This is a genomic window from Henriciella aquimarina (assembly GCF_002088975.1).
GTDB classification, from domain to species: domain Bacteria; phylum Pseudomonadota; class Alphaproteobacteria; order Caulobacterales; family Hyphomonadaceae; genus Henriciella; species Henriciella aquimarina.
Genome location: NZ_NCST01000028.1, coordinates 1 through 25129 on the forward strand (window position 1 = coordinate 1; position 25129 = coordinate 25129).

A 25129-nucleotide genomic window follows, 5' to 3' on the forward strand; every position below is an offset into this window, starting at 1 on the left:
ATGGCACGGAGCTGACCAGTCATGCGATCCTGAAATGGGTGCGCGAGGCCGGCATTGAGTGGCACTACATCGCGCCGGGAAAGCCGACACAGAACGCCTTCGTCGAGAGCTTCAACGGCCGGCTGCGCGACGAGTGCCTGAACGAGCATCTCTTCGACAGTCTCGGTGACGCCCGGCGCATCATCGAAGCCTGGCGGATAGACTACAACACGGTCCGGCCACACACATCACTCGGCGGCCTCAGCCCCGTAACCTACGAACGGCGGCTGCGCCGCCGAAGGCCCGGCTCGCTTGAGCCGCGGGGAAGCTCCACTCCCCGGGCCTTGACCACGCCATCAACAACAGAAAGAAAGGCGAACAGACTCTCCGAATGAACGGCCCGGATCACGGGGCTGGGTCACCAGCTGCAAAATCGCAATCCGCATAGCTTCAAATTTGCTTTCATCCATTCCAATCCTCCATTCCTGGCAAAGATAACCAAAAACGGAAAAGTGTCAGTCAAAGAGTTGGTGCGGTTGCTACATAAGTCCGAAGAATCCTTATGTCCCCTTTTGCGCCCCAAGCGGGCGTCCGCATCATACTGATAGTGGACAGTCCCTTCCGCCTGAGGGCTGTTTCAATCTCGTTTCTTGCGACTGACGATTGATTGAAACCGGTTCAGTGCGATGCTTATGCCACCCAGAACGGAGTTGCACCTTCTGGCCAATAGAGTGGGGGGCTTTTTGCGCGAGCGGCAACGGTTTAGCTATCGAGCCGCTCGTATCGCCCTGGCCGCCCGCCGATTCATCATGGCAGAGCGGCAGCTCCGAATTCGTTGCTAACGCGCTCACACCGCTCGACGACCACTTTTCGGGTCAGCGCGGGGCCGATTTGGAAACATGTCGCGCACGAACAGCTCGAACTCTGTCCGGCTCAATTTCGGCATCAGCAGCTTGTGCATCAGGATGGCAGAGCAACTTGTTTCTGTATTATATTGAAAATAAAGAAATTATCCTGCGTATATAAGAATATTGAGGATGTGGGATAATATGCCTTGAATCCTCTTCGACCCTTCAGTGATGAGCAGCTTCGAACGCTGATCAATCTGCGCCAGCGATACGAGGTCTGGATCGAGGCGGAGCGCAAGCTTTTTGCCATGCCCTACGATCTCAGGCGCAAGACGGTGTCAGGCAAGGATTATCTCTACGAGATTTTTGACCGGCGGGGAAATGGCAAAAGCCTCGGACGCTGGAATGACGAGCTTGAAGCGCGGTTTGATTCCTATCATGAGCAGAAATCCGGGGCGAAAACCCAGCGGGACGGGTCACGGGCTGTGCGTGAAGAGAGTTCGCGGCTGTATCGGGCGCTCCGATTGCCTCTGTTGTCGAGTGATGCCGGGCCGATCCTGAGAGAGGCAGATAGGCGCAAACTTCTCGGAAGCCATTTGCTCGTGGTCGGCACGAATGCGATGGTCGCCTATTCGATCGAGGCCGCTGGCCAGATCATTGGCGCTCCCGATGAAACCGAGGACTTTGATCTCGCATGGTCAGCCAGAGATGCAGACGACGCTTCGGAGACGGTTTGGCAGATCCTGAAAGCCGTCGATCCAACCTTTACAGTGAACACAGAGCGGACATTCCAGGCTCGCAATGCCACGGCCTATGAGGTCGAGCTTCTTGTTGCGCCGTCCCTAGAGTAGACAATGAGCAAGACTGACAAACTCCATCCGGTCCCACTCCCCCAGCAGGAATGGTTGCTGCTCGGCAGACCTGTCGATCAGGTCGTGGGCTGCCGGAACGGAACGCCAGCTCGTATCGTCGCGCCGGATCCGCGCTGGTTCGCCTTGCACAAGCTATGGATGTCCGAAAAGGACAAGCGCGATCCGTTGAAACGGCCCAAGGATCGCAAGCAGGGCATTGCCCTGTTGAACGTTGTGCGGGAAGCGATGCCGCAATATCCAATTGACGAGGCCTTCGAAGCCTCCTTGCCGGAGGCTCTTGCTGGCTACTGCGAAGGATGGAAAACGAGCACGCTTTAAAGGAGGCGAACCGCGAGCCTGAACAGGCTCGGTGTTCGCCTCCCTGTCGTGAAGCTTGCCGACGCTTGTTCCTGAGGCGGGAGGTTTCTTCCGGACTTTGCTTGACCGGCGCGTACTGGCTTGCCTAGACTGGGTTTTCCCGACGTTTTCTGATCTTATAGCCGGTCCGGTACACGCCCCTTCATGCACAGTCTGACGAAATATCCAGTCCTTCGCCATATGGCGTTTGAGGGGGATCGGGACGAGTTGCGGCGCAAGAGGCAAGCCTGTTGGGCCGCATTCGGAAAGCGGGGGCGATGCCAGATCTGAAATTGCCGGAGACCGTGCCTGAGGATGGTTTTCTCGTCGGCTACAGTCTCGAACATGAACGTCACAGGCCGGTCGTCGGATTTGCCTTCGGAAACGAAAGCGAGAACGCGGCGACGGGCTTCCTGGAACCGATCGTCTACAAGGGCGGGGGGCACCTTCTGACCATTGCGCCAACCGGGGCCGGCAAGGGTGTGAGCGCCATTATTCCGACCCTGCTGCGCCATCCCGGATCGGTGATCGTCATCGATCCGAAGGGCGAGAACTATGCCGTGACCGCGCGGCGGCGACGCGAAATGGGCCAGCGTGTCGTCCTGCTCGATCCCTTCCGGATCACCGACACGGAGACGCCCGACACCTTCAACCCCCTCGACCTGATCGATCCGGCCTCGCCAGGCGCTGTCGACGAGGCGGCCATCCTGGCCGAAATGATCGCTCCTCCGGCAAATCGTCAGGACCCTTTCTGGGAGAACCGGGCACGCCAGCTGATCACGGGCCTGCTCCTGCATGTGTCGAGTGCGCGTCCTCCCGTTCTGAAAACCCTCTCGGAGGTTCGCTATCTGGTCAATCAGAAGACCGAGGACATCGATTTCACGGCAAAGGAGATGCGAAAATCCAGGCTCGACGAGGTCAGGATGATGGCGAGCATTCTCGACACGGCCGAGAGCCGGGTTCGAGCCTCCATCCTGTCGACCGCCCAGCAGCAGATGGAATTCATGCGCGGCCCGCTGGTCGGACAGGCCATGGCGCAAAGCAGCTTTCCGGTCGAGGATGTCACGCGCGGGGAAAGCCTGTCCATCTATCTCGTGATCCCGCCCGACAAGCTCGACAGCCATCGGCAGGTCCTGAGGCTCTGGGTCGGGGCCCTGATGGTCCTGCTTTTGCGCCGGCGCCACCCGCCGCCCCTCAATACGCTGTTCATGCTCGATGAGGCCGCCCAGCTCGGCCCGCTCCGGCAATTGCGCCAGGCGATCACGCTCCTTCGCGGGTATGGCCTGCAGACCTGGAGTTTCTGGCAGGACCTCAGCCAGTTGAGCCAGCTTTATCCGGACGCATGGGAGACCATGCTCAACAATTGCCGTGTCATCCAGGCCTTCGGTTTTACCAATCTTCACATGACCCGGATATTGGCGGACCGGATCGGCTATCCCGATACGAATGAGCTTCTGGGGCTCGATGCGGACGAATTGCTGCTCATGATTGCTGGCGACGAACCGGCCATCGCGCAGCGGCCCAACTACCTCACCGACCCCTGCCTGGCAGGCCGCGCCGAGCCCAATCCGTTCCATACGCGTGATGTCGATACCGAAATCACCGCCGTGCGCCCCCGCCGGCGCTTTCAGAGAACACTGTCCGGCGCGGGACAGAAGGACGTGCCCGCCGCCGGCCCATCGGGGCGCGGAGCGGGCGTGGACAAGCCGACAGGGGAGTAACCGGAATGGGGCAGGGGCCGTGGACCGCCGCAAGATTTTCAGACTGGCTGGACCGGCATGTCCGCGTCGACAGAAAATCGTATCGTGAGCGGCTTTTTGATTTCCTCGACCGGGGCAGACCGGACGAGCCCAATGTCCTTCTCCTGTTTGGCCATGGCGGCTCGGGCAAGTCGGTGCTCACCGAGACGCTGGCGTCCCCGTGTGACCAGCCGCCCGGAAAACAGGCCGGGCGCTGGCTGAAACTTCAGCTCGAATTCGATTCCTCTGGAGAGGAGACCGCGGAGGGCGGCGCGCCGGAGACGCTGATCGGGCGAGCGGAGCAGGACCCGTTCCGATGGGCGACCTGTCTGCATAAGCTGCGCCTCCAGATCAACCGGGTCGACCGGCCGGACAATCCGGAGCGGAGCCGAGCGATGCCGGCCTTCGCGGACTTTCACGATCATTGTATCAGCACCGACGATACAGGCGAGCGCCGGGCCCGCAGGCCAGGCATACCCGGCATGATCGTGATCCTGGCAGCCCTCCTGCTCGGAACCCTTTCGGTTCTGCCGGACCTGCTTGAGGATGTGGTGGGGCTCAGCCTTTCACTGCCCCTGCGCATCGGCTTCCTCGCCGCGACAGTGCTTTTGCCCCTCTTCGCCCTTCCGCAGATCAAGACCTGGCTCTGGCGGATCCTTGTTGCCGGTCCGCGTTACCGCAAGCTCGGCATGAAGCCGACGGACTTCCACGATGCCAGCAAGGAGCAGGGCCCGGCCGGCCGGCCGCGTCTTCCCGATGCGAAACTGACCGAGGTTTTCCTGTCCGACCTCGATCGCTGGTTGTCTAGACAGCGGCGCTGGAGAGGCGCCATCTTCCTCTTCGATGTGCACAGCTTTACAGAAAATCCGCGGGCGCGCCGGGCCTTCTGGCAGGGGGTGGAACGGCTCGGCAATCCGGCTGGACGCTCTGGCGCAACGACACCCCTGAAGGACAGGGTCCGGGTTGTCGTCGCCTCGAAATTCCGGCCCCGGCGCGGCGAAACGCGTCTGTTGGATTCCGGAGAAGATCAGACCTTTCAGAGCCTGAGCGTCACGAATCTCGAGCCCGGTGAAGCCATCCAGCTGGTCTCCGCAGCCATGACCGGCCTGAACGGCAAGGATATCGATCTGAAGGTTTCGGAGGGGACCCTCCTCGACGGCGTCGCCCGCCTTGTCTCCCCTCCGAAGGAGGAGGCCGGACGGGATGGAAGCCCTTCAGCCCATCCATCCGGCTATGGTCTGAACAGGCCGGCTGGCTCCGGCGACGAGGCGGATACGGCGCGCCTGGCGCGGGACGTGCTGTCACTCCTCGCTTTCGGCACCGCTGCGGATGCCGAGGTCAATCCGCAGTCGGAGGCTATCGAGGTGCGTGACAGGCTTGCCGTGTTTCTGGCCAGTCCGCTCGCCGGTGCAACGCCTCGCCAGGACATCCTGCCGAATGTGCGAAGCACGCTGGAGACCCGTCGCCGGCAATTTCTCGAGGACGCCTTTGATAGCCGGCAAGCCTATCACACAGCCTGCTTTCTGGCTGTCTTCGAGCATGGCCTGTCGCGAGCCGATTGGCCGTTCGACGAAGAGGGGCTTCTTCCTTTCGATGCGCTCATCGGGCGGACGAGCCTGTTTTACACGGTGATAGGCTCTCATGATGGCGTGGCGCGCATGCGTGTCAGGCCCGGGATAGCGGCGCTGATCACTGTCGGCGGCGCCAATTGCCGGGCCGGCCATACATGGACCATGCTCGCCGGGAAATTTGCCGCTTGCTGCAATGAACTCGGTCTCGACCAAGGCGGAATTCCGGCAAACGCCGGCCCGGAAACCCTGGCCGTTGCTGGAATGGCCCTGTCCTGTCTTGCCGCGGCAGCCGACCAGGAGGCCTATCATCAGCAGAAGACCTTTCCCGGCATCGAGCAGAGAGCGCCGGCCCTCCTCGACTGGGTCCGGCAATCCTGCGCGGGCGGCGAGCCGGCAGGCGAAAGCCTGGAAAGGCAGATCCTCGAACAGGCCGCCGGTGTCTGCCTGCTCCTGGCCGCGCCGAGCCATCCGGCGCGGGGATATGGTTTGCTGGGCCAGAGAGACATACGCGCGGCCGTCTTCGAATTGCTGGAGAGTTATCTCGGCCAGCTCATCGAGAAAGACGGGGCTGGCGCGACCGGTTTCCCGGGCGTGCCGGTGCGCCTCCGGCACAGGGCAAGGGCAGCCATCAGCCGGCTGGAAGGGTTTGCCGATCTTGCACAGCTGGATGAGACGCAGAAAACCCGGCTGGACACGATCCTTTCGCATCTGCGGACCCTCAATGAGGCCGGGTCCCAAGAGGAGCAGCTTCTCGACGCCATGCGTGCGGTCTATGCGCAGCGCAAGCTGCGCTCGCACACGCAGACGGTCGAGGCCTTCGAGCGGTTCAGGGCAATCGCGCTTGGCGCGCTGAGCGAGGACGGAAAGACCGCCTATGCTGAAATCCTGCGCAAGATGGCGAGCTCTCTTGCCTCGCGTGAAGCCAATGGCAACGATCCGCATGACGAGACGGCATGGCTTGCCACCTTCAACCGATTCATCGGGAGTACGATCAACCGGATCGAGGAGATCAAGGCGGGCACGCAGGCGCCAGACACGCTCTGGCGGCTGACCTGGTTTCAGCTTCGCGCCTGCCTGTACTGGACACGGGACCTGCTCCGGTGCCGGCAGGACGGGTTTACGCCGGTTCCGAGCACGCTGCCAGACGATCTGCTCGCTCTCGCCGGGACCCTGGCCGATATTGGCGGCATGCCCGACCGCGCCGAGCTCGACGAATGGCGCGCCTCGGTGGCGGGCATTGGCCGGGAAGAGGCGCTTGAGCCCCTGTCGCGGATGCTGCTTGCCCATGAAGGCGAGGCCTACCGCAAGGGGCTTGAAACGCGGCTCGGCCTTGTCCGGACGTGCCTGGATGAGAGGCTCGAGACAGGGGGAGACTGGCGGCCTGCCTTCCGGGCGCTCGCCTCCCTGCTGGCCCAGACCTTTGTGGATGCCGAACAGGACCCATACGGCACCATCCCGGACATTGCCCGGCTGCGCTCGCAAGCCAGGCGTCTCTATGCCGAGGCGGTCGTGGCCCATTGGCAGGATCATCCGGCCTGTTCCGGTGTGGCCCCCGGTGACGCGCTGGCGGAAGCGCTCGAGCGTTTTACGGGCCGCGATTATGCCGTTTCCGGTGGCGCGTCCGACGGGGCGGGAAACCGATATACCGATCCCGACTTCGCCCAGACTCTTCTCGCCCTCCTGTCGACGCTCAACCCGACGCCAGAGGACGCGCGGGCGGGCAGGCTTGCCATTGCGCGTATCGATGCGATCGAGCCCCCTGACGGTTCAGGCACGGCGCAGACCTCCCGCGTCAGGCTGTCATTGCCCAATTCCAGCCTCCAGATCGGGATAGGCGATCCGCTGCTTCCACCCGACCTCTTTCTCGAAGTCCGGCTGCGCCATGGAGAAGCCGACCCGGACAGGCGCCGGACCCGGCTCTATGAGAGTTGGGTTGGCAAATACCTGCCGGTAATCCTGCTCGCAGAGACCGGGGACGCAAGCTGGCCCGTGACGGCAAGAGGCGTGCAATATGCGAGTGCGCTCCTGCATCTCTTCTGCCCCATCGCGGCAAGCTGGGACGATCTTCAGGACCATCAGAGGACCGGCTCGAACCGGCGGCCCGTGGCCTGGAGCGGGGCTTCGAATGCCTGGCTCACCGTGCGCACCGATCAGGCCTGGATCAATGCGGTCCTGGCGGCCGGTGGCGCCTTCTCACGGCAGCTGCCGCTGCTGACCTCGGTGACGCGGCATACCTATTTCCATGCAACAGACGAAGATGTCTTGCCCGACGGCGAGGCGCGCGAAGAGGAAATCCGCCGCTTCCTGCGGGCCGCCTATCGCGATCTCAGCTATGATCGCGATGACACAGGGAAACTGGTCTTCCATCACCGCAATTTCGGAACCGACCCCTCCAGGTGGGACGGACCGGAGCCCTTCAGTCACCAGAAGAACCGGACCTTCCTGTCGATGTTCCGAAAGGTCTTCAATGAGGAGGCGTCGATCTATGGCTGGTCGGATCCCCTGCAATCCGACCCTGCCGAAACGGCTTTTTCGGGGGCCGATCCGGCGATGACGCCGCGCGGCGCGGTAGAAGACGAGCGCGTTGGCCTTGGTGATGATGTTCCGGACTGATCGCTGGCAAAGCCTTCACGCATCGATGCCGGACCCGAAAGGCCGGGGGAAGGGAGCGGAGGGGGCGGCGGACTCCCGGAAATTCAATATATTTCCGTCAGGTTGAATTTATGAGTCCCGGGTAGAGTTTCGCGATGGTCAGGACACAGGGTCTCAAACGGTTGCGCCGGACAAGTCAGGTCCTCCTGGGGGCACTTGCCTGCCTCCTGCTGAGCCCGCTTGCCATGGCCGAACCTCATGACTGTTCGAGCGATCAGCCGAGAGCGAACAAGCGTTTTGTGGTCACCGACCTCAATCTTCGTGCCTTTCCCGGCCGCTATGGCGACATCCTGGCCACCTTGCCGGAAGGCGAGATTGTCTATGCCTATGGCCAGTCCGGGGCCTGGTCGCGTGTGAATGTCGCTTCGCTCAACATCACCGGCTATGTCGCCACGCGCTATCTGAGCGACGCCTGTGTGGCCGGGGGCGGGCTGACACGCCAGGCCCTGAGCAGAAGCAGTGTCGTCGGTATCCTCATCGCCACGAGCAAGAGCTCATATAGCGGCTCCTGTCCCTGTCCCTACAATGTCGACCGGGCCGGGCGCCGGTGTGGCGGCCGTTCGGCCTATTCCAGGCCAGGGGGCGCGTCGCCGCTCTGCTATCCCAACGATGTTTCACCGGCCATGATCGAGCGGTTCAAGGCCGCTCGTTGAAAGCCGGGAGTGTAGGCGGCAAAGTGCCGGGACAGCCCTCGAAAGGTCCCTTACTCATCCTCAAGCGGGCCGAACCCGAAGTCTTCGAAGGACACATCCGGGAAGACTCGGCGCGCGATAAAGAGCCCGAAAATGGGGATGTCCGGAAACCGCTGAGACAGCGTGTCCGACATGGCACGGAAATGTGTGCCGGCTGTCAGGACATCATCGACGATGCCAATGGTTTGCGGGGCAGGAGTGGCAAGGCTTTCATCGATCCGGTAGACCTCCAGCAATTCCTCGACCGTCACACGTTCCCCCTCATCGCTTTCATGCGATGCCCGGGTCGATTGGGTCTGGATCACCAGGTCTCGCACACCGCCGCCAGGCGCGACGTGCTCGCAGATCTTGTGGACCCGGTCATCATGGAGCGGATTATCCTTTGATTTGGACGGAGGAATTGGCACGAGCACAGCCCGCGCCAGCCAGTCGGGATGGATCGCGCCCTTCAGCTCGGCCGCAGCCTGCCGGATGGCCCGTTCCTTGTGGCGCCATTCCGGGCGCCCCTTGCGGTCCATCGGCTTTTTGAGGTTGCTGATCAGGCTGTTGGTGGCGCTGAACTCGAACCCCCTGCCACGTGTATACTCCCTCAGAAATGCGCAATTGTCCTCCGGACGAATATAAAAGTGGTCGCCCGCATGGGATTCATCGAGGACGGTAAGGCGCATCTCAGTCCAGGGCCTGCCAGATGTCTTCAGGCTCCCTGATCCGGACGGCGCCCTGCGCCAGGAACCGCTCCGGCCATTTGAGACCGGCCTCAAAGCAGGAGTTCAGGATCAGCAATTTGCGGCCCTGATGGAGGGCGGCGCGCGCTTGCGTCAGTGTCCCGGATGTCTCGCCGGCCTCGACGATGATGGTCGCCTCGGTCAGCGCGCTCATCGTGACATTGCGCTCGGGAAAGAACAGGCGGTTGCGCCTGTAATCCTGCTCGTCATAGCGCAAGGCCGGCACCTGGCTGATCAGCAGGAAATCGCGCGCAATCCGCTCCTGCAGCAGATGGTTCTGCTTCGGATAGACATGGTGGAGGGGCGTTCCCGTGACTGCGATGGTCGGTCCGCCTGCTTCAAGGGTCGCTTCATGCGCGGCTGTATCAATCCCCTCTGCGAGGCCTGAGACGACCACCATGCTTTTCTCTGCCATCATTCGAGCGATGCGGGCCGCTCTCATCTTGCCTGCGTCGCTCGCCGCGCGGCTGCCGACAATGGCCACCGAACGCTTTTCGGAAAGCTCCCAGGCGCCGCGATAATAGAGCAGTTCGACCGGATGGCGGGCTTCGCGCAGGCGAGGGGGGTATTCCCCGGCATGGTTTATTCTGACGCCGAATTTCCGGATGCCAGCCGCATGATAGCGCTCCATGACGCGCTTGGCGCAGTCGCGAGCCTTTTCCGGCGGAACGAAGTCGGAAGGCAGGGCTTCCGGATCGTTCCTGAACCGGTCGGCGATAGACTTGAAGCTTGCTCCCTTTTCAAGCCAGAGCGCTTCGTAGGCGCCCATCTCAAGATAAGGGGAAACGGGTTCAATGGCCGGTTTGGATGCACCTGACTGCAATGCAAGCATGAAGCAGAAATCTCCTGACTGGCGAAACCCTTGTGCCAACGACCCTCCTCGCTTCGCTGATTCCTTTCAAGAGGGATTGATAAGGTGGGCACGGGTCGGCCACAGCATGTCGCGCCGGGGATGGTTATAATGTTCTGGTTTTGTTCTTTTTGTCAATGGCGGCTTTACTCCCGATGCAAAACGGCAAAGGCAACTCGTAGGCTGAGTTCTTTGACGACGAATTCTCCGCGCATCATGTCTTTCCTTCACTCCAAGAACAGTGAAAGTGGCGTTCAAGAGAAATTGTTTGCGAATTGATCGGCGCGGAGAAGGTGTCCCTTCACTCCGCGCCATTCGATTCGAATGGCCAACCTCGTAGACAGTTGAAGATAAACAAGAATTCCGCAAGGCCTTGCACGGCTTTGCAGGAAATGGCCGAAATCTGGGGACCACACAGGGACCAGATTGTGGACCAATGGACGGCGCTATGAAACGCGTCGAAGACAATTCATACCTCGAAAGAAGAGGCCGGGTCTGGTGGTATAATCGCCGCGTTCCAAACCGGTTCAAACACCTCGATACGCGCAAGCGCATCAAGCAATCCCTCTCCACCACATCGATCGAACAGGCCCGCTACAAGCGCGACCTGCTCCGCCGCCGCCGACGACAGTTATTGGGCCTCGCTCGTGCTCGCCGCCCATGAAGGCGACCAGGCCGGACGCGCCGCCCAGCAGGCGGTGCAGCAACGCTACAAGGCGGCGACCGCGAAGGCGCTCGCCGCAGGCTTCGTCTACAAGCCGATCGACCAGCTCGCCAGCGAAACGCCAATCGAGGAAGCGCTCGCCCGCCTGCTTGCCGTGTTCAAAAAGGCCGGCCCCGCATAAATCCCGAAAGAGAGCGACGCAGAAGCCCTGCTCGGAGGCGCGTCGAAGCCGTCCGTCACCCTCAGTGAAGCCTTCGAGGTCTATCGCGACGACATCGCCTACAACGCCCAGCTCTACAAATCCCCGAACCAGCGGGCCTCCTGGGAGAAGCACAAACAGACCTCGCTCAACTATTTCATCGAGTTTGCCGGCGACATCGCCCTCGACGATATTACCCGGGAGATTGCCCTGAAATACCAGGCCCACTGGGCCGCCCAGATCAAGCCCAAGGATCACAAGGTGAAGCCGGTCTCGCCCAATACCGCCAACCGCCATATCAGCAATATGCGCTCGCTCTATGGCGACTATTTCAAACATATGGGCGAGGAAGAGCGGCCAAACCCCTTCCGCAACATGCACTTCAAGGCGAAGACGCTGACCGAGGTGCCGCCCTTTTCCGCCGACTGGGTGCGCACCCGCACTCTCGCCCCCGGAGCCACGCGCAAATGGCGTCCGGAATTGCAGCTCATCACGCTGATGCTGATCGAAACCGGCTGCCGGCCGAGCGAGATCATCAATCTGCGGATCGAAGACTTCCACATCGACGCAGCGGTTCCCTATATCTCGATCCGCGCCCGCACTGACAGGGAGGTCAAGACCGACACCTCCGAACGCGATATCCCGCTGGTCGGGATCGCGCTTGAGGCGGCCAGGCGCGCAGCGCCCCGCGCCTTCCCCCACTATTACGACAAGGGCGAACTTTTCTCCGCCAACATGATGAAGAACTTTCGCAACCGGAAACTTCTCGAGACTCCGGAGCACAAGATCTATTCCTTCCGGCACGCCTTCGAGAAGCGCATGCAGGAGGCCAATATCGATTACGGCCTGCGCTGCCTCCTCATGGGCCACAAGACGACCCGGCCGGTCTATGGAGACGGCGGCTCGCTCGAATACCGCCGCGACGAACTGCTGAAGATCGCCCACCCCTTCAGCCCGAAGGTCATGGAGCTGTTCGACAGAGAGCATCCCGACTGGGCCGGCGATGAAGGCGCTTTCATTGCGGATGCAGGCCGGCAGGGGGCGCGGGCAGCCGGCTGAGGGCGGCTTCAAGTCGGGCAGCGGCCGTCAGCCGCTGCTCGACCTCGCGGTCGAACCGGTCGAAAAGGGGGAAGTATTTGTCGCCGCAATGGTGCACGACCAAGGCCGCGATGCGCCTTCCTTCCTCAAACTGTTTCAATGTCAGGCTCATTGTCATTCCGTGGCGAAGGCCGTTGCCGGGCGTGCCGGCCGGCCGAGCAGGGAGGCTATCGTCTCACATAACGCCCCTTACCGGAAAGTTGCACCGGCGGCGAAATCGTGCAGCCCAGTGCAAAAGGCTGCAACCACAGTCCCTGGCAGGTGACGGGCCTTCGCGAGAGAGACAAAGCGCGCGCGCCTTGTTCCGGTATCTCATCGACCTCGCCACCGGCGAGACCGTGGACTGGACCTGCAGCGACACCTGGCTTTCGGTGCGGCTCGCAATCGTACAGGTGGGTCATGCCTGAGATCATCGAAACCACCGTCTACCAGCTCAGCGAACTCTCTCCCTCTGTAAGGGAAAAGGCGCGGGACTGGTATCGCGAAGGCGGCTTCGACTATGACGGGTACAGCGCGACCTTCGATGACTTCGAACGCATCTGCGACATGCTCGATATCCGGTTGAAGACGCATGCGGTCCGCCTCTATTCCGGCAGGACGCGCGATGTGTCCAGCATCTGGTTCACCGGCTTCTGGTGTCAGGGTGACGGGGCCTGTTTCGAGGGCAGTTATGCCTATGCAGCAGGGGCGGCCAGGGCGATCCGCACCTACGCCCCCAAGGCGGAGAAACTGCATGCCATCGCCGACATGCTCCAGGCGGTCCAGAGGCGCAATTTCTACCAGCTTTGCGCCGATATCCGCCATTCTGGCCGCTACTATCACGAATACACCATGTTGGTGACGGTCGAACGCGACAGCCCGTCAGGGCAGGCGATGACGTCAAACGCCGAGACGACCATCGTCGAGGCGCTCCGCGATCTCGCCCGCTGGCTCTACCGCCAGCTCGAGACCGAGCATGAGTATCTGAATTCCGACGAAGTCGTCGACGAGACGATCGCCGCAAACGGCTACACGTTCACAGAAGCCGGCCGCCGCTTCGGATAAGGCTCAGGCGCGTAAGAGCCCAATAAAATCCGCCATTTGGCAACATTTAAATGATTCGTTGCCATTTGGCGCTCAATGGGTTATGTTGGGCCCGATAACAATGGAGCTACACATGACGCTTCACCTTGTAGACAAGCAGCCCGGGGCCGAGGCCGACCCCATGATCTCCGATGAGGAGGGGGCCGCCCTGGCGCGCGCCGCGATCAACCTGTTTCGCCACTGGGGCATAACCGACCGTGAAGCCTGCACCCTGCTCGGCGGGCTTTCAACGCGGACCTATGCGCGCTGGAAGGACGGCGAGATCGGGCGGCTGACCGTCGACCAGAAAACCCGTCTGTCGGTCCTGATGGGGATTCACAAGGCGTTGCGCATGCTGTTCACCGATCAGGAGCGGGTGCATCGCTGGATCAAGAAACCTAACGCCGCCTTCAACGGCAGAAGCGCGCTGGACTTGATGCTGCGTGGATATCTGACCGACATGTTCCGTGTGCGTCATTATCTCGACGCGGCGCGCGGATGACGGACGAACCGCCGCTCTCGAATGTCGCATGGCCAGACGCACGGCGCATCATCTCGTCACGCTATCCGCCGGTCGACCTGTTCGAGGATATCGCCGATCCGCGAGACTGGGACCTCCTGACCTCTGCCGAGACCAAGACAAACCCTCGCATTGCCGAAAGTGTGGGCCGGCTTGATCTCGTGCCTGCGGAGCGGCGCGTAGGCGGGCCAGGCGCCAGCTATCTCATGGCGCCATTTGTCCATGTCAGCCCCGATTGGTCCGGACGCTTTCACGATGGCACGTTTGGAGCGTATTACGCCGCCAGGCGGTTCGACACCGCGGTCGCCGAGACCGCCTATCACAAGGGCGTCTTCTACAGCGCGACGGCGGAGGCCGCGGGCTGGTTTTCGCAGATGCGCGAACTCGTCTGCGCGATCGATAGAGCGTTTTCCGATCTTCGCGGAGCCGATGCGTTCGACGATTGCCTCGATCCCAACACCTATAGCGCTTCTCAGCGCCTGGCTCGACGCCTGCGCGACGCAGGCAGCGACGGCATTGTCTATCCGAGCGTTCGCGATCCGGACGGAGAATGCGTCGCGGCCTTCTGGCCCGATGTGGTCGGTCTGCCGGTGCAGGGCCGCCATCTCGCGTATCATTTCGATGGCGACCGCGTGGACATGATCCGCGACGAAGCCAGCGGCAATGTGTGGCGTCTCACCTGATGCGTCATCACCTGCGGCCGACAACCAAGAGGGCAGGACACAGCGTTGCTACGCATCCCGACTGGATGACGACAGACGCTTCGCAAGCGTATCCATCTACGCCATGAAACGAGGTGACGCACATGTCTTCAGGAGACGTAAAAGGAAAGACGACGGCGACCGCTCAGCTCTCTCTTGAGGATCTCGTCCGCGGTGCGGAAAAGACATTCGACAATGCAGAGCGCCTCTTTTACGAGGCCGAGCTTCTCACGAATGCCGGCGCAGTGGCGCGCGCACTCTGCCTGCACCAGATCTCGCTCGAGGAGTGTTCGAAAGTCGACAATCTCGGCGCATGGGCGGTGAGCCTCATTCTCGGCTTCGATGTCGATCAGGAAAAGGTGCTCGCGGCCTTCCGGCGTCACGCGGCGAAGAACAGGACGAATGCCTATATGCTGGAAGGGTCCCAGGAGGAAAAAGACGCCAAGGCGCGCGGCGATTTCGATGCCGCGAGGGCGGCCTTCCGGCAAACCCAGGAGGCGTTCCACGAGACGTCCAACACCGCCAAGAACGCGGCGCTCTATGTCGACTGGGCCGATGGCGCCTTCGCTGCGCCGGACGAGCGCATCACGACAGAGATGCTGGCCGAGATCACGAAGCGCAATGCGGCGTTTCTCGGCTACGCCCATAACAGCCTCAAAATGCTGCGGCGTCTTCAAGCCTCGGGGGACATGTTGCGACCGCGGCTCGCCCGTTTGCTCGAAGACATGGAAAAGCTCCGCGATGCGACGCCGGAGGACGTCCTTCGCACAATGAACGACCTGCTGGCGCGCTTTATCGAAGAGGGCAAGCAGGCCCTGAAGAAGTAAAGCCTCCGCTCAACCGCTGTCGCCCGCAGTCTTCGTCCGCCACCCGAAGCCCTTTCGCGTCTTCACCACGCTCCCGGATGACGCCTCGGATCCGGTGGCGCCGTCCCGTCTGGCGACCACAACGGATCGGAGGCAGGCATCATGGCAAGCGTATTGTACAAGCTGATCACCGGCATACCGGCGGGCGCGGTCTATATCGGCCGCGGCAGCAAATGGGGCAATCCGTTCGGCATCGGACCGGATGGCGACCGGGCCACCGTCATCGCGAAATACGAGACCTGGCTTGCCGGCCAGCACGGCCTCTTGCGCGCGCTCGACGATTTGCGCGGCCGCGACCTCGTCTGCTTCTGCGCGCCCGCACCGTGCCATGGCGATCTCTTGCTGCGCCTCGCCAATGCGACGCGCGAGGCGCGCATCGTCTGGTGGCGGGTCGTGACGGCGGCCGCGGCGAGAGAGTGAGAGGAGGGTCCGGGAAGGGCTGAGCCGGGACGGTCGAAGAGAGAGCGCCGGCCGGCTCGCTTCCTTCCCTCGCTCTCCTGAAAGTCCACGACATGACCTCTATCTCTGCCGCCGCCGCGCGCCCGCTTGCCGCCGGACGCGACGTCCCGGCCGCGCTCTTCGCCGCCGCAAACGAGCTTCTGCCCCATCTAGAGAGCGGCCGCAGGATCTACGCCCCGATGCTGCGGGCGGCCATGGAGGCCGCCTTCGGCGCCTCCGATGCCGCCGGCGCCTGGGACTGGAAGGCCGCCTAAGCCCGCGCGCATGCGGCCGAACGCGTCGTCGGCCATGCAATGACGGAGAACTTGAGGACTGCGATCGACCGGGCTTCATGCGACGCCGCGTATGACGGCATGGGTCACCGGTATTGAGCGCAGCGGTTGCCTGCATTGAGCGCTCGCTGACCGAAGGAGATTCCGGCCCCTCGCACCAGCCGGAGTTGAGGAATGCAACATCGGTTCTCTCGCCTGGATAGTCGCTGGCGGCACGAAGCCTTGCGGCAAGCCCCAATGCATCCGCCGGCTCATCCAAAAGTCTCAAACACGCTTGATGCCCAAGAGGGCTGTCGGCTCGATCTTAGGGGGAAGGAGTTTCAAATTCTGTGATATGCGCCCGCTCCAGTGATGATCGCTCGTCTGCGTCGCACGGCCATCGGTCGACCGGACAGTGTTCCGGAGCGGCACCGTCAAACAGGAATTCCCTTCCTTGTGCCACCCTGCTTTCCGGCGTCTGCATATTGGCGTCCGTTATCCAAGCGAAACTCCGGCCCGAATCCAGTTTCAGAATGAACTGCTCGCGAGATGCCGCTGCCAAAAATCCTCCCATCACCGAGAGTTCTCTCTCGACGTCCAGCCAGACTGTGACGGCCGCTGACGTGCAGCGATAAGCATGCATGTCAGCCCGCTGAACATTCTTGAAGAAATCGGCAAGAGCGTATGTCTCTTCCGCCTTCGTAAGCAGTCCATCCTCATCCGGAACGGCGCGCGTCGCATAGACGGCGATCTCTTCCCCGTCTAGGAAGAGAGAGAGCGATTTGGATGCAGAAAGATAATCGTCAAGCGACATCCTTGGCACAGGCTCTTTCATGAATGAGATACGAAGGTCACGTCTCGCGCCATCATCACATTCAAGCGTGTACCGCTTATTGATCGGGAAGTGCCACTGCCCACCGCAACAGCCATCCATCAGATGGCCAAACGGCTCGCCATTATAGAACATTCGCTGATCATGAAACCTGACTTCAGGGGAAAGAAAGAGAGCTTTCTCCTTGCCAACCGCCGGATTGTCCGGCGCCGCCGCTTCGTCCAATTCGAGCTTCGCCAGGCTGGGCGCAGTCTGGCTTTCCCGAGACTGTGGGATCTCTGTGCGACCAGGCGCGGCTGGCTCTGTGCAGGCGCCGAATGCCAAGAGGAGGCCGATACACAGATGTGAATAGCGCAAGACCATACCGGCCTCCCATGACTGAGCTTATGCGCTACACGCGCTCGTTCCGTCTTCGTTTATTTCCGAAGAACTGCCATCCGCCGTATTGGCTGTCAGGTGCGGCGTTGTCGTGGGGCCGTCTGGCGTCCCCGTCGCGACATTCGCGCCAACGAAAAGCACCAGATTGTTGTCTATACCCTGAAAATAGATCGATTCTGCTGCGGCGAACCACGAAGCATCGCCAGTGCTTGGCAGCGGTACGCCGCTAGGATGGTTGTGGACGAGGCCAACCAGTTCACCTGGCGCTCCAATCGTCAGCATGCCGGGTGTCACCGGAACCGATGGAATTTCACCCGCTGGCGCGACCTGCCCCATGATCATATCCCCCGCTACCAGTTCCCCACTCGGGCTCTGGTAGAGGGGAACAAGACCTTCCTGATTATTGTTGCCAACGGCATCAGCGATATCGCTGTAGGCTTCCCAGGCGAGCTGATTGAGCTCGGTCGCGTCGACTCCCGCGGGATATTCCGACGCATCGATCCCGCACATATCGTCGTCATCGTCTGCACCATCGTCAGGCGACTCACCGCCGCCTCCACCGCCTGTCAGAACTGGAAACGTCGGGCCGCCAATCCCTCCATAGTCCGGCACGCCCCAAGCCCACGGGTCATAGTCGGGACTGCTAGCCGGAGGCTGTGCATATACTGTCGGCAAAGTCATGGTAGGGTCATCAAAGCCGCCGCTAACCGTTTTGATTTCAGGAAGCTCGAGCACTCTCATTTGATTCTCCATTTTATTGTTGAGACAACCTTACCAAGAGATACCAAAGCAGAACTCAACCGCTAAGAAAAGCCAAGCGTTCTATTTATCGAGTATTTTCGGCGGATTGCACACAAACTCGGACCTATCTCGCAGGTTTCCATTGCCGAGGTCGAACCGGCCGGTGACCTTTGCGAGAAAAGCCGACCGCTCCTGCTGCTCTTTGTTCTGCGCAACCGTCCGTATGCGTCCATTGACAATGGTGCAAACCCTGTCGGCCGCGGCAATGGTTTCTGTCCTGTGCGCCGCGACCACCCGCGTGATATCTAGCCTCTGGAGTTCCGAATTGATTTTGCGTTCGGTTTCAACGTCGATCTGACTCGTCGCCTCATCCATGACAAGTATGCGCGGCTGGCGATAAAGCGCGCGTGCGAGGACAATCCGTTGTTGTTGACCGCCAGAGAGCGAGCTGCCCATGTCTCCGACGAGTGAGCGATAGCCCATTGGCATGGCCTCGATTTCGTCGTGAATACATGCGATGCGCCCCGCAGTCACAGCACGTTCAATATCGGGCTTTTCGTCAAAGAGAGAGATATTCTCGAGAATCGTACCGGCAAGAAGCACATCATCCTGAAGCACGACGCCCATCATCTGACGGAGATTGGTAAGGCCCCATCGCCCCGCTTCGACGCCATCGTACAGCACTGCGCCATTAGAAGGTTCATAAAGACCCGTGATCAGGCGGAGCAGGGTTGATTTCCCGGTGCCCGATGGTGCTGCGAGGGCGACAAACTCTCCGGGCTCGACGGTTAGATTTGCGCCGGCCAGTATGGTGGGCTCATGGGGAGCATAGCGAAAGTACACATTCCTGAGCTGCAGATGGCCGGACAAGTTACCGGCCATTGGCTGGGTATCCGAACTCCGTTCCGGCCGGGCAAGAGCGATATCGGAGACCCTCTGGAGATGAACATCGAGGAGCTTGAACTGGACGTAAAATTCCAGCAGGGCCAAGAGCTTCTGCTCGAACTGGCTCTTATAGGCGACAAAGGCGGTGATCATGCCGATCGTCATGGTCCCGCCAATCGTATTTGAAGCTGCCAGGAAAACCACCAGGATGTTCGACAACGACATGAGTGTCTGGCTTATCGCCTTGTATCCGATGTTGACATTCCCCATCCTGATTTGTGCGTTGACCGTGTCGATCGCCAGGTTTCGCCAAAGCGTCTCTCGTGCGTCTTCAATCCCGGCGACCTTCAAGGTCTGCATGGCTCTCAGGGATTCCAGGAATTTGGTGTTCTCGTTCGCGTCCGCGACGAGGAAATCCCCGGAGAGGCGTTTCGAAATTTCCAGGAATGCGAAACGGAGAACTCCGTAAAAGAGAACGAACCCGACAACGATGAAGCCCAGCGTTTGATCGTAGAGAAAGATGATGATGCCAAGAAAGATGGACAAGGCACCATCGACGAGTGCCGCAATGGCCCCATTCACAATGAGGTCCCGGATTGGTGCGAGCGAGCCGAATCTCTGCTGAATGTCGCCTATATGCCGGCGATGGAAGAATGAAAGAGGAAGCCGAAGCATGTGGCGAAACAGGCTTGCTTCCATGTCGAACGCGACCACGTTGGCGAGAAACTGGAAAACGAGGCCACGGATAACAGTTGTCAACGCTTCAAAGACCTTCAGAAGCGCAAAGCCGCAAGCGATTGCCGTGAGCAGGGAAAGGTCCCCCTTGAGGATCGCCTCGTCGATCACGAGTTGCATGTAATAGGGGCCAAGAAGGACGAAAACCTGCAGGAAGATCGAAAGAGCGAGGCCCTGCGAAATAGCCTTCCAGCCCTGACCGTCGATCTTGATCAGGCTCGCCAGTTTTACCGGATTTTTCTCCGTCTTTCGCTGGAAACTCGGCCCCGGGGACAATTCAAGCGCAACACCGGTAAAGTGACGAGCGGCATCGGCCATCGAACAGGTGATCTTGCCCCGCGCCGGATCATATATGACCAGCCGTTTCTTGCTTGCGGATTTCAGAACCACGAAGTGATTCATGTTCCAATGCAGGATTGCGGGCGTGCGTAGCTTGATCAGCTCCTCGAGCTCGCAGCGTACCGGCCGGCCGGCAAGATTCATTTGCGAGGCTACGGCGATGATGTCTTTGAGTGTTGCCCCGCGCATAGAGACCGGAAACCGGCTTCGCAAGCTTGTTAGGTCGATCTTGTATCCGTGCGCGTTCGAAATCATCGCAAGGCAGGCAATGCCGCATTCGGCTGCTTCTGCCTGCCTTATGATTGGCATACGACGGAATCCGGACAGGTTTAGGATTTTCCAGCCCTCCCAACAGTTCAGCCCTCGCGGATCGTTGCTCGACAATCCTGGATTTAGTAGGAAGCTTTCACTCCAATCGGTCAACCTTTCCGCTCGAATTTCAACAAGAGATCAAACCTGCGGTTTCTCCCGCATTTCGCTGTGCGGGCCGGAAGTGGACCGTACGGCCGGGGTCACCCCTTGAGACAATGGAACAAAGGAAGGATAGTGAGCCTGGGAACATGCGGGGAGCCAGCAAGTGACTGACACATTGTTCAGGCCGGAAGCGCTCGACTATCAGGCAGCGTCCTCGTCGCAGTTCGGTCGTCCAACAGGCGTCCTCCCGTCGACTTGGTCCGTCATTACGATGCTCATGGCGCTATTTATGATTGCGCTTGGCGTGTTCGTAGTAAACGTCGATTTTGCCCGTAAGGAAACTGTTCGCGGTGCACTTCGTGTCGATGGTGCCGAGGCTAAAATCTATCCGCAAAAGCCGGGTGTCATTCAAGAGGTTTACGTAACCGACGGACAGATCGTCGCGTTTGGCGATCCGCTGTTCAAGATCACGCATGAACATTTTCTCGGCTCAGGTGGGAGCCTGAGCGGAGAAACACTAGCGGCCTTGCGCCGCGAAAGGGAAAGCCTCCTGCATCGCGAAACGTCGATTCAGGCATCATCGCAGCTGTCGATCCAGTCCGCGACAACCGCCGAACAGGATGCCCGACGCCGGCAGGATGAAATCCTTCAAGAAATAAATCTTGTTCAGGAACGTCTCACCATTGCAGAGGACCGGGTCCTGGATATTGAGGAACTGCGTGGGCGCGGAATCGTCAGCGAGCCTGTCTATAATGAGCGTGTTGAAGCGGTGTCGGCCCTCAGGCAAACGCTTCTGCAACGCAGGTCAGCTCTCGCCGATGCGGCGTCCGATCAACGCAATGCGGAAACCGAGATCCGCCAGATCAGGACGCGGCTTGCGACAGATCTCAGCGACATTGCTCAAAGGCTTTCGCAGATAGACAATGAGGAGATCCTGGCAATGTCGGAGTCCGGGTATACACTCCTGTCATACAGTTCCGGGAAGGTGACGGCGCTCGCGGCGAATGTTGGCGAGCAGGCCCAGTCAGGGCTTCCACTTGCTATCATTTTGCCGCTAAAATCCAGTCTGGTGGCCGAAGCTTATCTTCCATCCCGGGCAATTGGTTTCATGGAATCAGGTCAATCGGTAAGGCTGCGGTACGATGCATTTCCCTATCAAAAATTTGGCACCGCGACCGGCACAGTCAAGCAAATCGCCGACACCGCACAGCTTCCTCAGGAAATCGGTATTAACAGCAAAACAGGAGAAGCCGTTTACCGGGTAGAGATTCAGCTGGACAAGCAATCGATAAATGCATTCTCCAAAGAGTTCCAACTTCAACCCGGCATGGAATTTTCCGCTGACATTGTTCTCGAAAACCGGAGCCTGCTTGACTGGCTTCTCAATCCGCTCCTGTCAGGCAGCTGATGCCCGTTCGCCATCTCTCATGCAATCGAAGGTAAATGCGCGACACCGTGGAACTCGACCGTGACAGATTTGCAGCGTAAGCCCAAACAGATCTCCCTGGACGAATTGGAAGCCAGCACTCGACTGCGCGAGCAAGACGCTGAAATTTGCCAGATACTCAGCCAGTGCGGTGACGCGCCCTTTGGCTTCGAAAAAGCATGGGCAAGACAAATCCTGTCTGGCCGGGATGTGGGCAGCAACTGGACCGAACGTTCCGGCTCCGGCTCCAGCAAGCGCATGCTGCACGAACTCACGCAACGGCCTTGCGCGGTAAGGGCTGTTCAGCGTGTCTGGGAAAGGCCCTTTGATCAGGAAACCTTCTTGGAGGACACCTTGCAACTCGCTTCGGCGCTGTCAGGGGAACCTGTTCAACTAAGAGAGCGGGATGCCGGATCAGTAAATCCTGCTACGGGACGGCTCACCGCACGCTACCCCTCACCCGACGAAGTGCGACGACAGGTTCCCCTCTTGGCGTCTCTTTGTGCGAGACCATGCTGCGCCCGGCCCGTCGTTTCGGCGCTACTACTTTGGGTGTTCTTTTTCAGGTTGCATCCCCTGCCGGATGGAAACGGAAGAACAGCGAGGGCTCTGATCAACCTCGCACTCCGTAACTTCGGCATTATTGAAAAGCCGGCTCTGTTCTTGTCGCCCGGACTTTTTCTCAACATGCAGGAGATTGGAGCGTTTGTCCGTAGCGGGAATCATATTGGCGATGTCGCAGGTCTCGCCGCCATGCTCGAACTATGCAGGTCGACAGCACTTAGGTGCGCCCGCTAGAAGTTTGTCGCGAACGGGCAGATGCGATCCTTGCCGGGCGTATCCGCTGGTCGCCGACATGCGATGAACGTCAGCGTCGCTTCCGGTCGCGCCGACGCTATCCACAGCATATCCAAGTCCTTCGTTCCATCTTTGGGCGAAATATGCCTTGTTACCGGTGGTAGATTTCGATTGTTAAATTCAAACCGAAGATCGGAGCAAGAGATGCGAATGTTGGACCTACCCGAAATAGAAGCGGTCAGTGGCGGGAATGGTGATCCTACGATGACGCTGCCTACGGTAACTGTGACGCCGCCCAGCGGAGGAGGATCCAGTTATGATCCTTATATGTGGGGTTCTACGTCCAATTATGGAATGGATTATCCGCAGAACGATCACCTTATCCTCGCCCAGGGCGATAGCATGACATCCGGCACGCCAAATCACATGACCGAAAACGGGGCCATGTATGTGACCGAGTTCGAGAATGGCCAGGCCTTGAATGGCTGGACGCAGGAAGATGGTTGGTTCGATACGGATGGTGATGGCGTTCACGATCCAGGGGAGCTCGCCATGGAAGAGTATAAGAATGCCAATTACGGTGAAGGCGCTGTGCTTGATGCATACCAAGCCTGGGCCGACCACAATGGGGTTCCTGCGGACGGGAGCACTGCGAATGACTTCTACGAATCCTATACGCCATTCCCTGACAACCCGGGCATGGTGTAACCTTTCACTGATGGACATCGCATAGAGGAGAACCCGTGTCTGACCGCGGAGCAGCTGCAAGCGTCGCCGGCAAGGGCGCCATAGTCGGCGCACTCTCGTGGCTTGCATGCTGCTCCTGCGGATTCGCAGGTAGCGGATATGCCCAAACAACATTTTCCGGACAGTGCAGCCAAATGGGGTTTGGCATCTCTGCAGAGGGACGTTCAGTTTTCGCTTACAGCCTGCTGGACGATTCAAATGCGTTTGGGACACTTCAGTTCGCTGGCGTAGAGCCATCGGGGCTTACGGAGACCCGATCGATCGTCATCACCGACGTCTTTACCCAAAATCCGCTATCTCGAAGCATCATCCGTCCCGTCGCGTTCGATAATAAAATCTATTTGAGAGCGGCATCGGGCGGCATGCGTCCCTTCCGGGCAGGGCACCTTGAAGGCAACACTGACGCGGACCCGGATCGTCCCTCGGAAGAGCGTGCTCAGGCACGATTGCCCGTGATCGATTATTTTTGCGAGACGAAGTCAAACTGCAGGCACCAACCGGACCGCGCCAGTTATGTCGAGCCTGAATCTGGGAAGCTTGTCGCGATCAAGGGCGATGCATTCAACACGAAGTCGTGGGTGCCGGCCGAGTCAGAGCCATTTGTCTCCGCTCGATTGGAAAAGCGGTTTGTGAACGGGTCACTTCTCAATATCCTCGAAGTTGCAACGGATCCGATCTCCGAGACGTCGGAGTTTCACGATCTCAAGGCCTATCCATCCGGGTCTGAACTGTTGCTCGTCACCATGCCGCTTACGACACAGCCGGAATTGAAAGGAAGGCTGGTCGTCGGTGAGCCGCTTGATGAGAACAGATTCCTGATCATCGATGAATTCGCGCGCACGGAACAATCGAATGATCCGCTCTACTGGCGGCGGGTTCCAGCCGGGCGCTTTGCGGAAATTGCGTTTGACAAGAATGTCGGCGTCCTGGCCTGGTGGATCGATGTGAAAGGTGAAATCCACACCGCCAACTGGCTTCTCGAACCTTTGCGGGTGCTTGTGGACGCTTCCTCGGATGTATCTCTGGAATCCGCTTCCGCCAATGGCCAGAGAATGATTGTCCGACAGACAGCAGCCTCTTACCAGAATGTGTTCCTGATCGATTCCGACACTGGTATAACCCCCCTTTGTCGTGAGCGAGACGACCGAGAATAAGTCCGGGCGACCGGCGCGTCGCAGCCGGCAAATCCGGCCCCCTGCACTGAGGCGGCGACGAGTTGCAAAATCACAAGTTAGAATTTTGTCGCTTCTCATCCGTGCAATTTTATCCAGACTTGATCCGGGTCTCTCAGACACTGGAAAGCCGATACTTCGTGCGATGCGGCTTGCCGCGGATAATGCCCTGCAGGCCCATGGCCTTCATCAGGCGCCTGACAGTGCAACGCGCCACGTCAAAGCCTTCCCGCCGCATCTGGTGCCAGACCTTGTTGGCGCCATAGACAGCGAAGTTCTCGTTGAAGACACGAAGGATCTCCGGCTTCAGCGCCTCATCCCGGCGGACGCGCGGCGGCCTGCGTTCGGGGCGACGCCGCCGCGCATCCGCCTCATGATATGTCGATGGGGCAATAGGCAGGACCCTGCAGATCGGCTCGACCCCATAAACATTACGATGATCGTCAATGAATGCGATCATGTCTTCGGTCGGCGGTCGAGCTCCGCCTGTGCGAAATATGCCGACGCCTTCCGGAGAATCTCGTTCGCCTGGCGAAGCTCCTTCACTTCGCGCTCAAGCATCTTGATCCGCTCGCGCT

The 25129-nt window shown here is 60.0% G+C and carries 23 protein-coding genes, 2 pseudogenes and 1 other annotated feature; of the genes and pseudogenes, 18 read left to right on the top strand and 7 right to left on the bottom strand.

All coding sequences use genetic code 11. The features are described 5' to 3' along the window. The 5 genes and pseudogenes from B8784_RS04400 to B8784_RS04425 all read left to right on the top strand — a co-directional run. Positions 1-374: integrase core domain-containing protein (locus B8784_RS04400; RefSeq protein ID WP_233355963.1), on the top strand; the 374-nt coding region annotated here is incomplete at its 5' end. A gap of 761 nt (positions 375-1135) precedes the next feature. Then, positions 1136-2017 (top strand): annotated as a pseudogene (locus B8784_RS21825) (GSU2403 family nucleotidyltransferase fold protein). Between the two features lie 296 nt (positions 2018-2313). Then, a complete protein-coding gene (locus B8784_RS04415; RefSeq protein ID WP_143435282.1) occupies positions 2314-3756 on the top strand; it encodes a type IV secretory system conjugative DNA transfer family protein in 1443 nt (480 codons plus the stop codon). Between the two features lie 5 nt (positions 3757-3761). Continuing rightward, positions 3762-7958, top strand: a complete 4197-nt coding sequence (locus tag B8784_RS04420; RefSeq protein ID WP_084396414.1) for an ATP-binding protein — start codon at positions 3762-3764, stop codon at positions 7956-7958. 134 nt (positions 7959-8092) lie between these two features. After that, positions 8093-8650 carry an SH3 domain-containing protein gene (locus B8784_RS04425; protein ID WP_084396415.1) on the top strand — a complete coding sequence of 186 codons (558 nt, stop codon included), beginning with the start codon at positions 8093-8095 and terminating at the stop codon, positions 8648-8650. A gap of 50 nt (positions 8651-8700) precedes the next feature. Here B8784_RS04425 and B8784_RS04430 read toward each other — a convergent pair whose 3' ends face one another. Both B8784_RS04430 and B8784_RS04435 read right to left on the bottom strand, forming a co-directional pair. Continuing rightward, positions 8701-9357, bottom strand: coding sequence for a hypothetical protein (locus B8784_RS04430; RefSeq protein ID WP_084396416.1), 657 nt, complete (start codon positions 9355-9357; stop codon positions 8701-8703). A gap of 1 nt (position 9358) precedes the next feature. Beyond that, entirely contained in the window at positions 9359-10246 is an 888-nt protein-coding gene (locus B8784_RS04435) for a DNA-processing protein DprA (RefSeq protein ID WP_084396417.1), read from the bottom strand. Between the two features lie 466 nt (positions 10247-10712). Here B8784_RS04435 and B8784_RS21830 point away from each other — a divergent pair, with 466 nt between their 5' ends. The 3 genes from B8784_RS21830 to B8784_RS21840 all read left to right on the top strand — a co-directional run bounded on the left by B8784_RS21830 (position 10713) and on the right by B8784_RS21840 (position 12186). Beyond that, complete coding sequence (locus tag B8784_RS21830) at positions 10713-10928, top strand: DUF6538 domain-containing protein (protein WP_233355964.1); 216 nt, start codon at positions 10713-10715, stop codon at positions 10926-10928. Continuing rightward, entirely contained in the window at positions 10912-11109 is a 198-nt protein-coding gene (locus B8784_RS21835) for a hypothetical protein (RefSeq protein WP_233355965.1), read from the top strand. Before B8784_RS21830 ends, B8784_RS21835 begins: the two co-directional genes overlap by 17 nt. Positions 11110-11286: 177 nt before the next feature. Continuing rightward, entirely contained in the window at positions 11287-12186 is a 900-nt protein-coding gene (locus tag B8784_RS21840; RefSeq protein ID WP_407646465.1) for a site-specific integrase, read from the top strand. On the opposite strand, the gene B8784_RS21205 is transcribed toward B8784_RS21840, so the two are convergent. Continuing rightward, positions 12143-12325 (bottom strand): hypothetical protein, encoded by a 183-nt coding sequence (locus tag B8784_RS21205; RefSeq protein ID WP_143435283.1) that lies wholly within the window; start codon positions 12323-12325, stop codon positions 12143-12145. The genes B8784_RS21840 and B8784_RS21205 overlap by 44 nt on opposite strands. Positions 12326-12624: 299 nt before the next feature. Here B8784_RS21205 and B8784_RS04450 point away from each other — a divergent pair, with 299 nt between their 5' ends. The 6 genes from B8784_RS04450 (at position 12625) to B8784_RS04475 (ending at position 16087) form a co-directional block, all read left to right on the top strand. Beyond that, the gene (locus tag B8784_RS04450) at positions 12625-13269 is read left to right on the top strand and encodes an antitoxin of toxin-antitoxin stability system (protein WP_084396419.1); all 645 of its coding nucleotides are present in this window, start codon (positions 12625-12627) and stop codon (positions 13267-13269) included. A 112-nt stretch (positions 13270-13381) separates the two neighbouring features. Further along, the gene (locus tag B8784_RS04455; protein ID WP_084396420.1) at positions 13382-13789 is read left to right on the top strand and encodes an antitoxin Xre/MbcA/ParS toxin-binding domain-containing protein; all 408 of its coding nucleotides are present in this window, start codon (positions 13382-13384) and stop codon (positions 13787-13789) included. Next, a complete protein-coding gene (locus tag B8784_RS04460) occupies positions 13786-14490 on the top strand; it encodes an RES family NAD+ phosphorylase (RefSeq protein WP_084396421.1) in 705 nt (234 codons plus the stop codon). The genes B8784_RS04455 and B8784_RS04460 overlap by 4 nt, the downstream gene beginning before the upstream one ends. A gap of 122 nt (positions 14491-14612) precedes the next feature. Continuing rightward, entirely contained in the window at positions 14613-15335 is a 723-nt protein-coding gene (locus B8784_RS04465; RefSeq protein ID WP_084396422.1) for an AbiV family abortive infection protein, read from the top strand. A 141-nt stretch (positions 15336-15476) separates the two neighbouring features. Next, positions 15477-15794, top strand: coding sequence for a DUF4326 domain-containing protein (locus tag B8784_RS04470; RefSeq protein ID WP_084396423.1), 318 nt, complete (start codon positions 15477-15479; stop codon positions 15792-15794). A 92-nt stretch (positions 15795-15886) separates the two neighbouring features. Then, the gene (locus B8784_RS04475; protein WP_084396424.1) at positions 15887-16087 is read left to right on the top strand and encodes a hypothetical protein; all 201 of its coding nucleotides are present in this window, start codon (positions 15887-15889) and stop codon (positions 16085-16087) included. 322 nt (positions 16088-16409) lie between these two features. On the opposite strand, the gene B8784_RS04480 is transcribed toward B8784_RS04475, so the two are convergent. From B8784_RS04480 to B8784_RS04490, 3 genes are all read right to left on the bottom strand, one after another. Next, complete coding sequence (locus tag B8784_RS04480) at positions 16410-17279, bottom strand: hypothetical protein (RefSeq protein WP_084396425.1); 870 nt, start codon at positions 17277-17279, stop codon at positions 16410-16412. A gap of 21 nt (positions 17280-17300) precedes the next feature. Beyond that, entirely contained in the window at positions 17301-18035 is a 735-nt protein-coding gene (locus B8784_RS04485; RefSeq protein ID WP_084396426.1) for a hypothetical protein, read from the bottom strand. An 81-nt stretch (positions 18036-18116) separates the two neighbouring features. Next, the gene (locus B8784_RS04490; protein WP_143435284.1) at positions 18117-20417 is read right to left on the bottom strand and encodes a peptidase domain-containing ABC transporter; all 2301 of its coding nucleotides are present in this window, start codon (positions 20415-20417) and stop codon (positions 18117-18119) included. A 154-nt stretch (positions 20418-20571) separates the two neighbouring features. Between B8784_RS04490 and B8784_RS04495 the strand changes: the two genes are divergently transcribed. The 4 genes from B8784_RS04495 to B8784_RS21540 all read left to right on the top strand — a co-directional run bounded on the left by B8784_RS04495 (position 20572) and on the right by B8784_RS21540 (position 24533). Continuing rightward, positions 20572-21816: an HlyD family secretion protein gene (locus B8784_RS04495; RefSeq protein ID WP_143435285.1), complete on the top strand. Its 1245-nt coding sequence runs from the start codon at positions 20572-20574 to the stop codon at positions 21814-21816. A 60-nt stretch (positions 21817-21876) separates the two neighbouring features. Continuing rightward, positions 21877-22632: a Fic family protein gene (locus tag B8784_RS04500; protein ID WP_143435286.1), complete on the top strand. Its 756-nt coding sequence runs from the start codon at positions 21877-21879 to the stop codon at positions 22630-22632. A gap of 210 nt (positions 22633-22842) precedes the next feature. Continuing rightward, positions 22843-23340: a penta-EF hand family protein gene (locus B8784_RS04505; RefSeq protein ID WP_143435287.1), complete on the top strand. Its 498-nt coding sequence runs from the start codon at positions 22843-22845 to the stop codon at positions 23338-23340. A gap of 35 nt (positions 23341-23375) precedes the next feature. Continuing rightward, on the top strand, positions 23376-24533 hold the full coding sequence (locus B8784_RS21540; protein ID WP_158085571.1) for a hypothetical protein: 1158 nt from the start codon (positions 23376-23378) through the stop codon (positions 24531-24533). Between the two features lie 157 nt (positions 24534-24690). Here the strand turns inward: B8784_RS21540 and B8784_RS04515 are convergent. Then, positions 24691-25129, bottom strand: a pseudogene (locus B8784_RS04515) (IS3 family transposase); the annotation flags it as partial. Next, positions 24937-25053, bottom strand: a sequence feature (AL1L pseudoknot). It overlaps the preceding pseudogene by 117 nt.

Bases quoted from the DNA above. Each gene is read 5' to 3' on its own strand.
- B8784_RS21830 (WP_233355964.1), top strand. From the start codon at position 10,713: ATGAAACGCGTCGAAGACAATTCATACCTCGAAAGAAGAGGCCGGGTC.
- B8784_RS04485 (WP_084396426.1), bottom strand. From the start codon at position 18,035: ATGAGAGTGCTCGAGCTTCCTGAAATCAAAACGGTTAGCGGCGGCTTT.
- B8784_RS04450 (WP_084396419.1), top strand. From the start codon at position 12,625: ATGCCTGAGATCATCGAAACCACCGTCTACCAGCTCAGCGAACTCTCT.
- B8784_RS04480 (WP_084396425.1), bottom strand. From the start codon at position 17,279: ATGGTCTTGCGCTATTCACATCTGTGTATCGGCCTCCTCTTGGCATTC.
- B8784_RS04505 (WP_143435287.1), top strand. From the start codon at position 22,843: ATGTTGGACCTACCCGAAATAGAAGCGGTCAGTGGCGGGAATGGTGAT.
- B8784_RS04435 (WP_084396417.1), bottom strand. From the start codon at position 10,246: ATGCTTGCATTGCAGTCAGGTGCATCCAAACCGGCCATTGAACCCGTT.
- B8784_RS04475 (WP_084396424.1), top strand. From the start codon at position 15,887: ATGACCTCTATCTCTGCCGCCGCCGCGCGCCCGCTTGCCGCCGGACGC.
- B8784_RS04455 (WP_084396420.1), top strand. From the start codon at position 13,382: ATGACGCTTCACCTTGTAGACAAGCAGCCCGGGGCCGAGGCCGACCCC.
- B8784_RS04430 (WP_084396416.1), bottom strand. From the start codon at position 9,357: ATGCGCCTTACCGTCCTCGATGAATCCCATGCGGGCGACCACTTTTAT.
- B8784_RS04425 (WP_084396415.1), top strand. From the start codon at position 8,093: ATGGTCAGGACACAGGGTCTCAAACGGTTGCGCCGGACAAGTCAGGTC.
- B8784_RS04420 (WP_084396414.1), top strand. From the start codon at position 3,762: ATGGGGCAGGGGCCGTGGACCGCCGCAAGATTTTCAGACTGGCTGGAC.
- B8784_RS04460 (WP_084396421.1), top strand. From the start codon at position 13,786: ATGACGGACGAACCGCCGCTCTCGAATGTCGCATGGCCAGACGCACGG.
- B8784_RS04470 (WP_084396423.1), top strand. From the start codon at position 15,477: ATGGCAAGCGTATTGTACAAGCTGATCACCGGCATACCGGCGGGCGCG.
- B8784_RS04465 (WP_084396422.1), top strand. From the start codon at position 14,613: ATGTCTTCAGGAGACGTAAAAGGAAAGACGACGGCGACCGCTCAGCTC.
- B8784_RS04415 (WP_143435282.1), top strand. From the start codon at position 2,314: ATGCCAGATCTGAAATTGCCGGAGACCGTGCCTGAGGATGGTTTTCTC.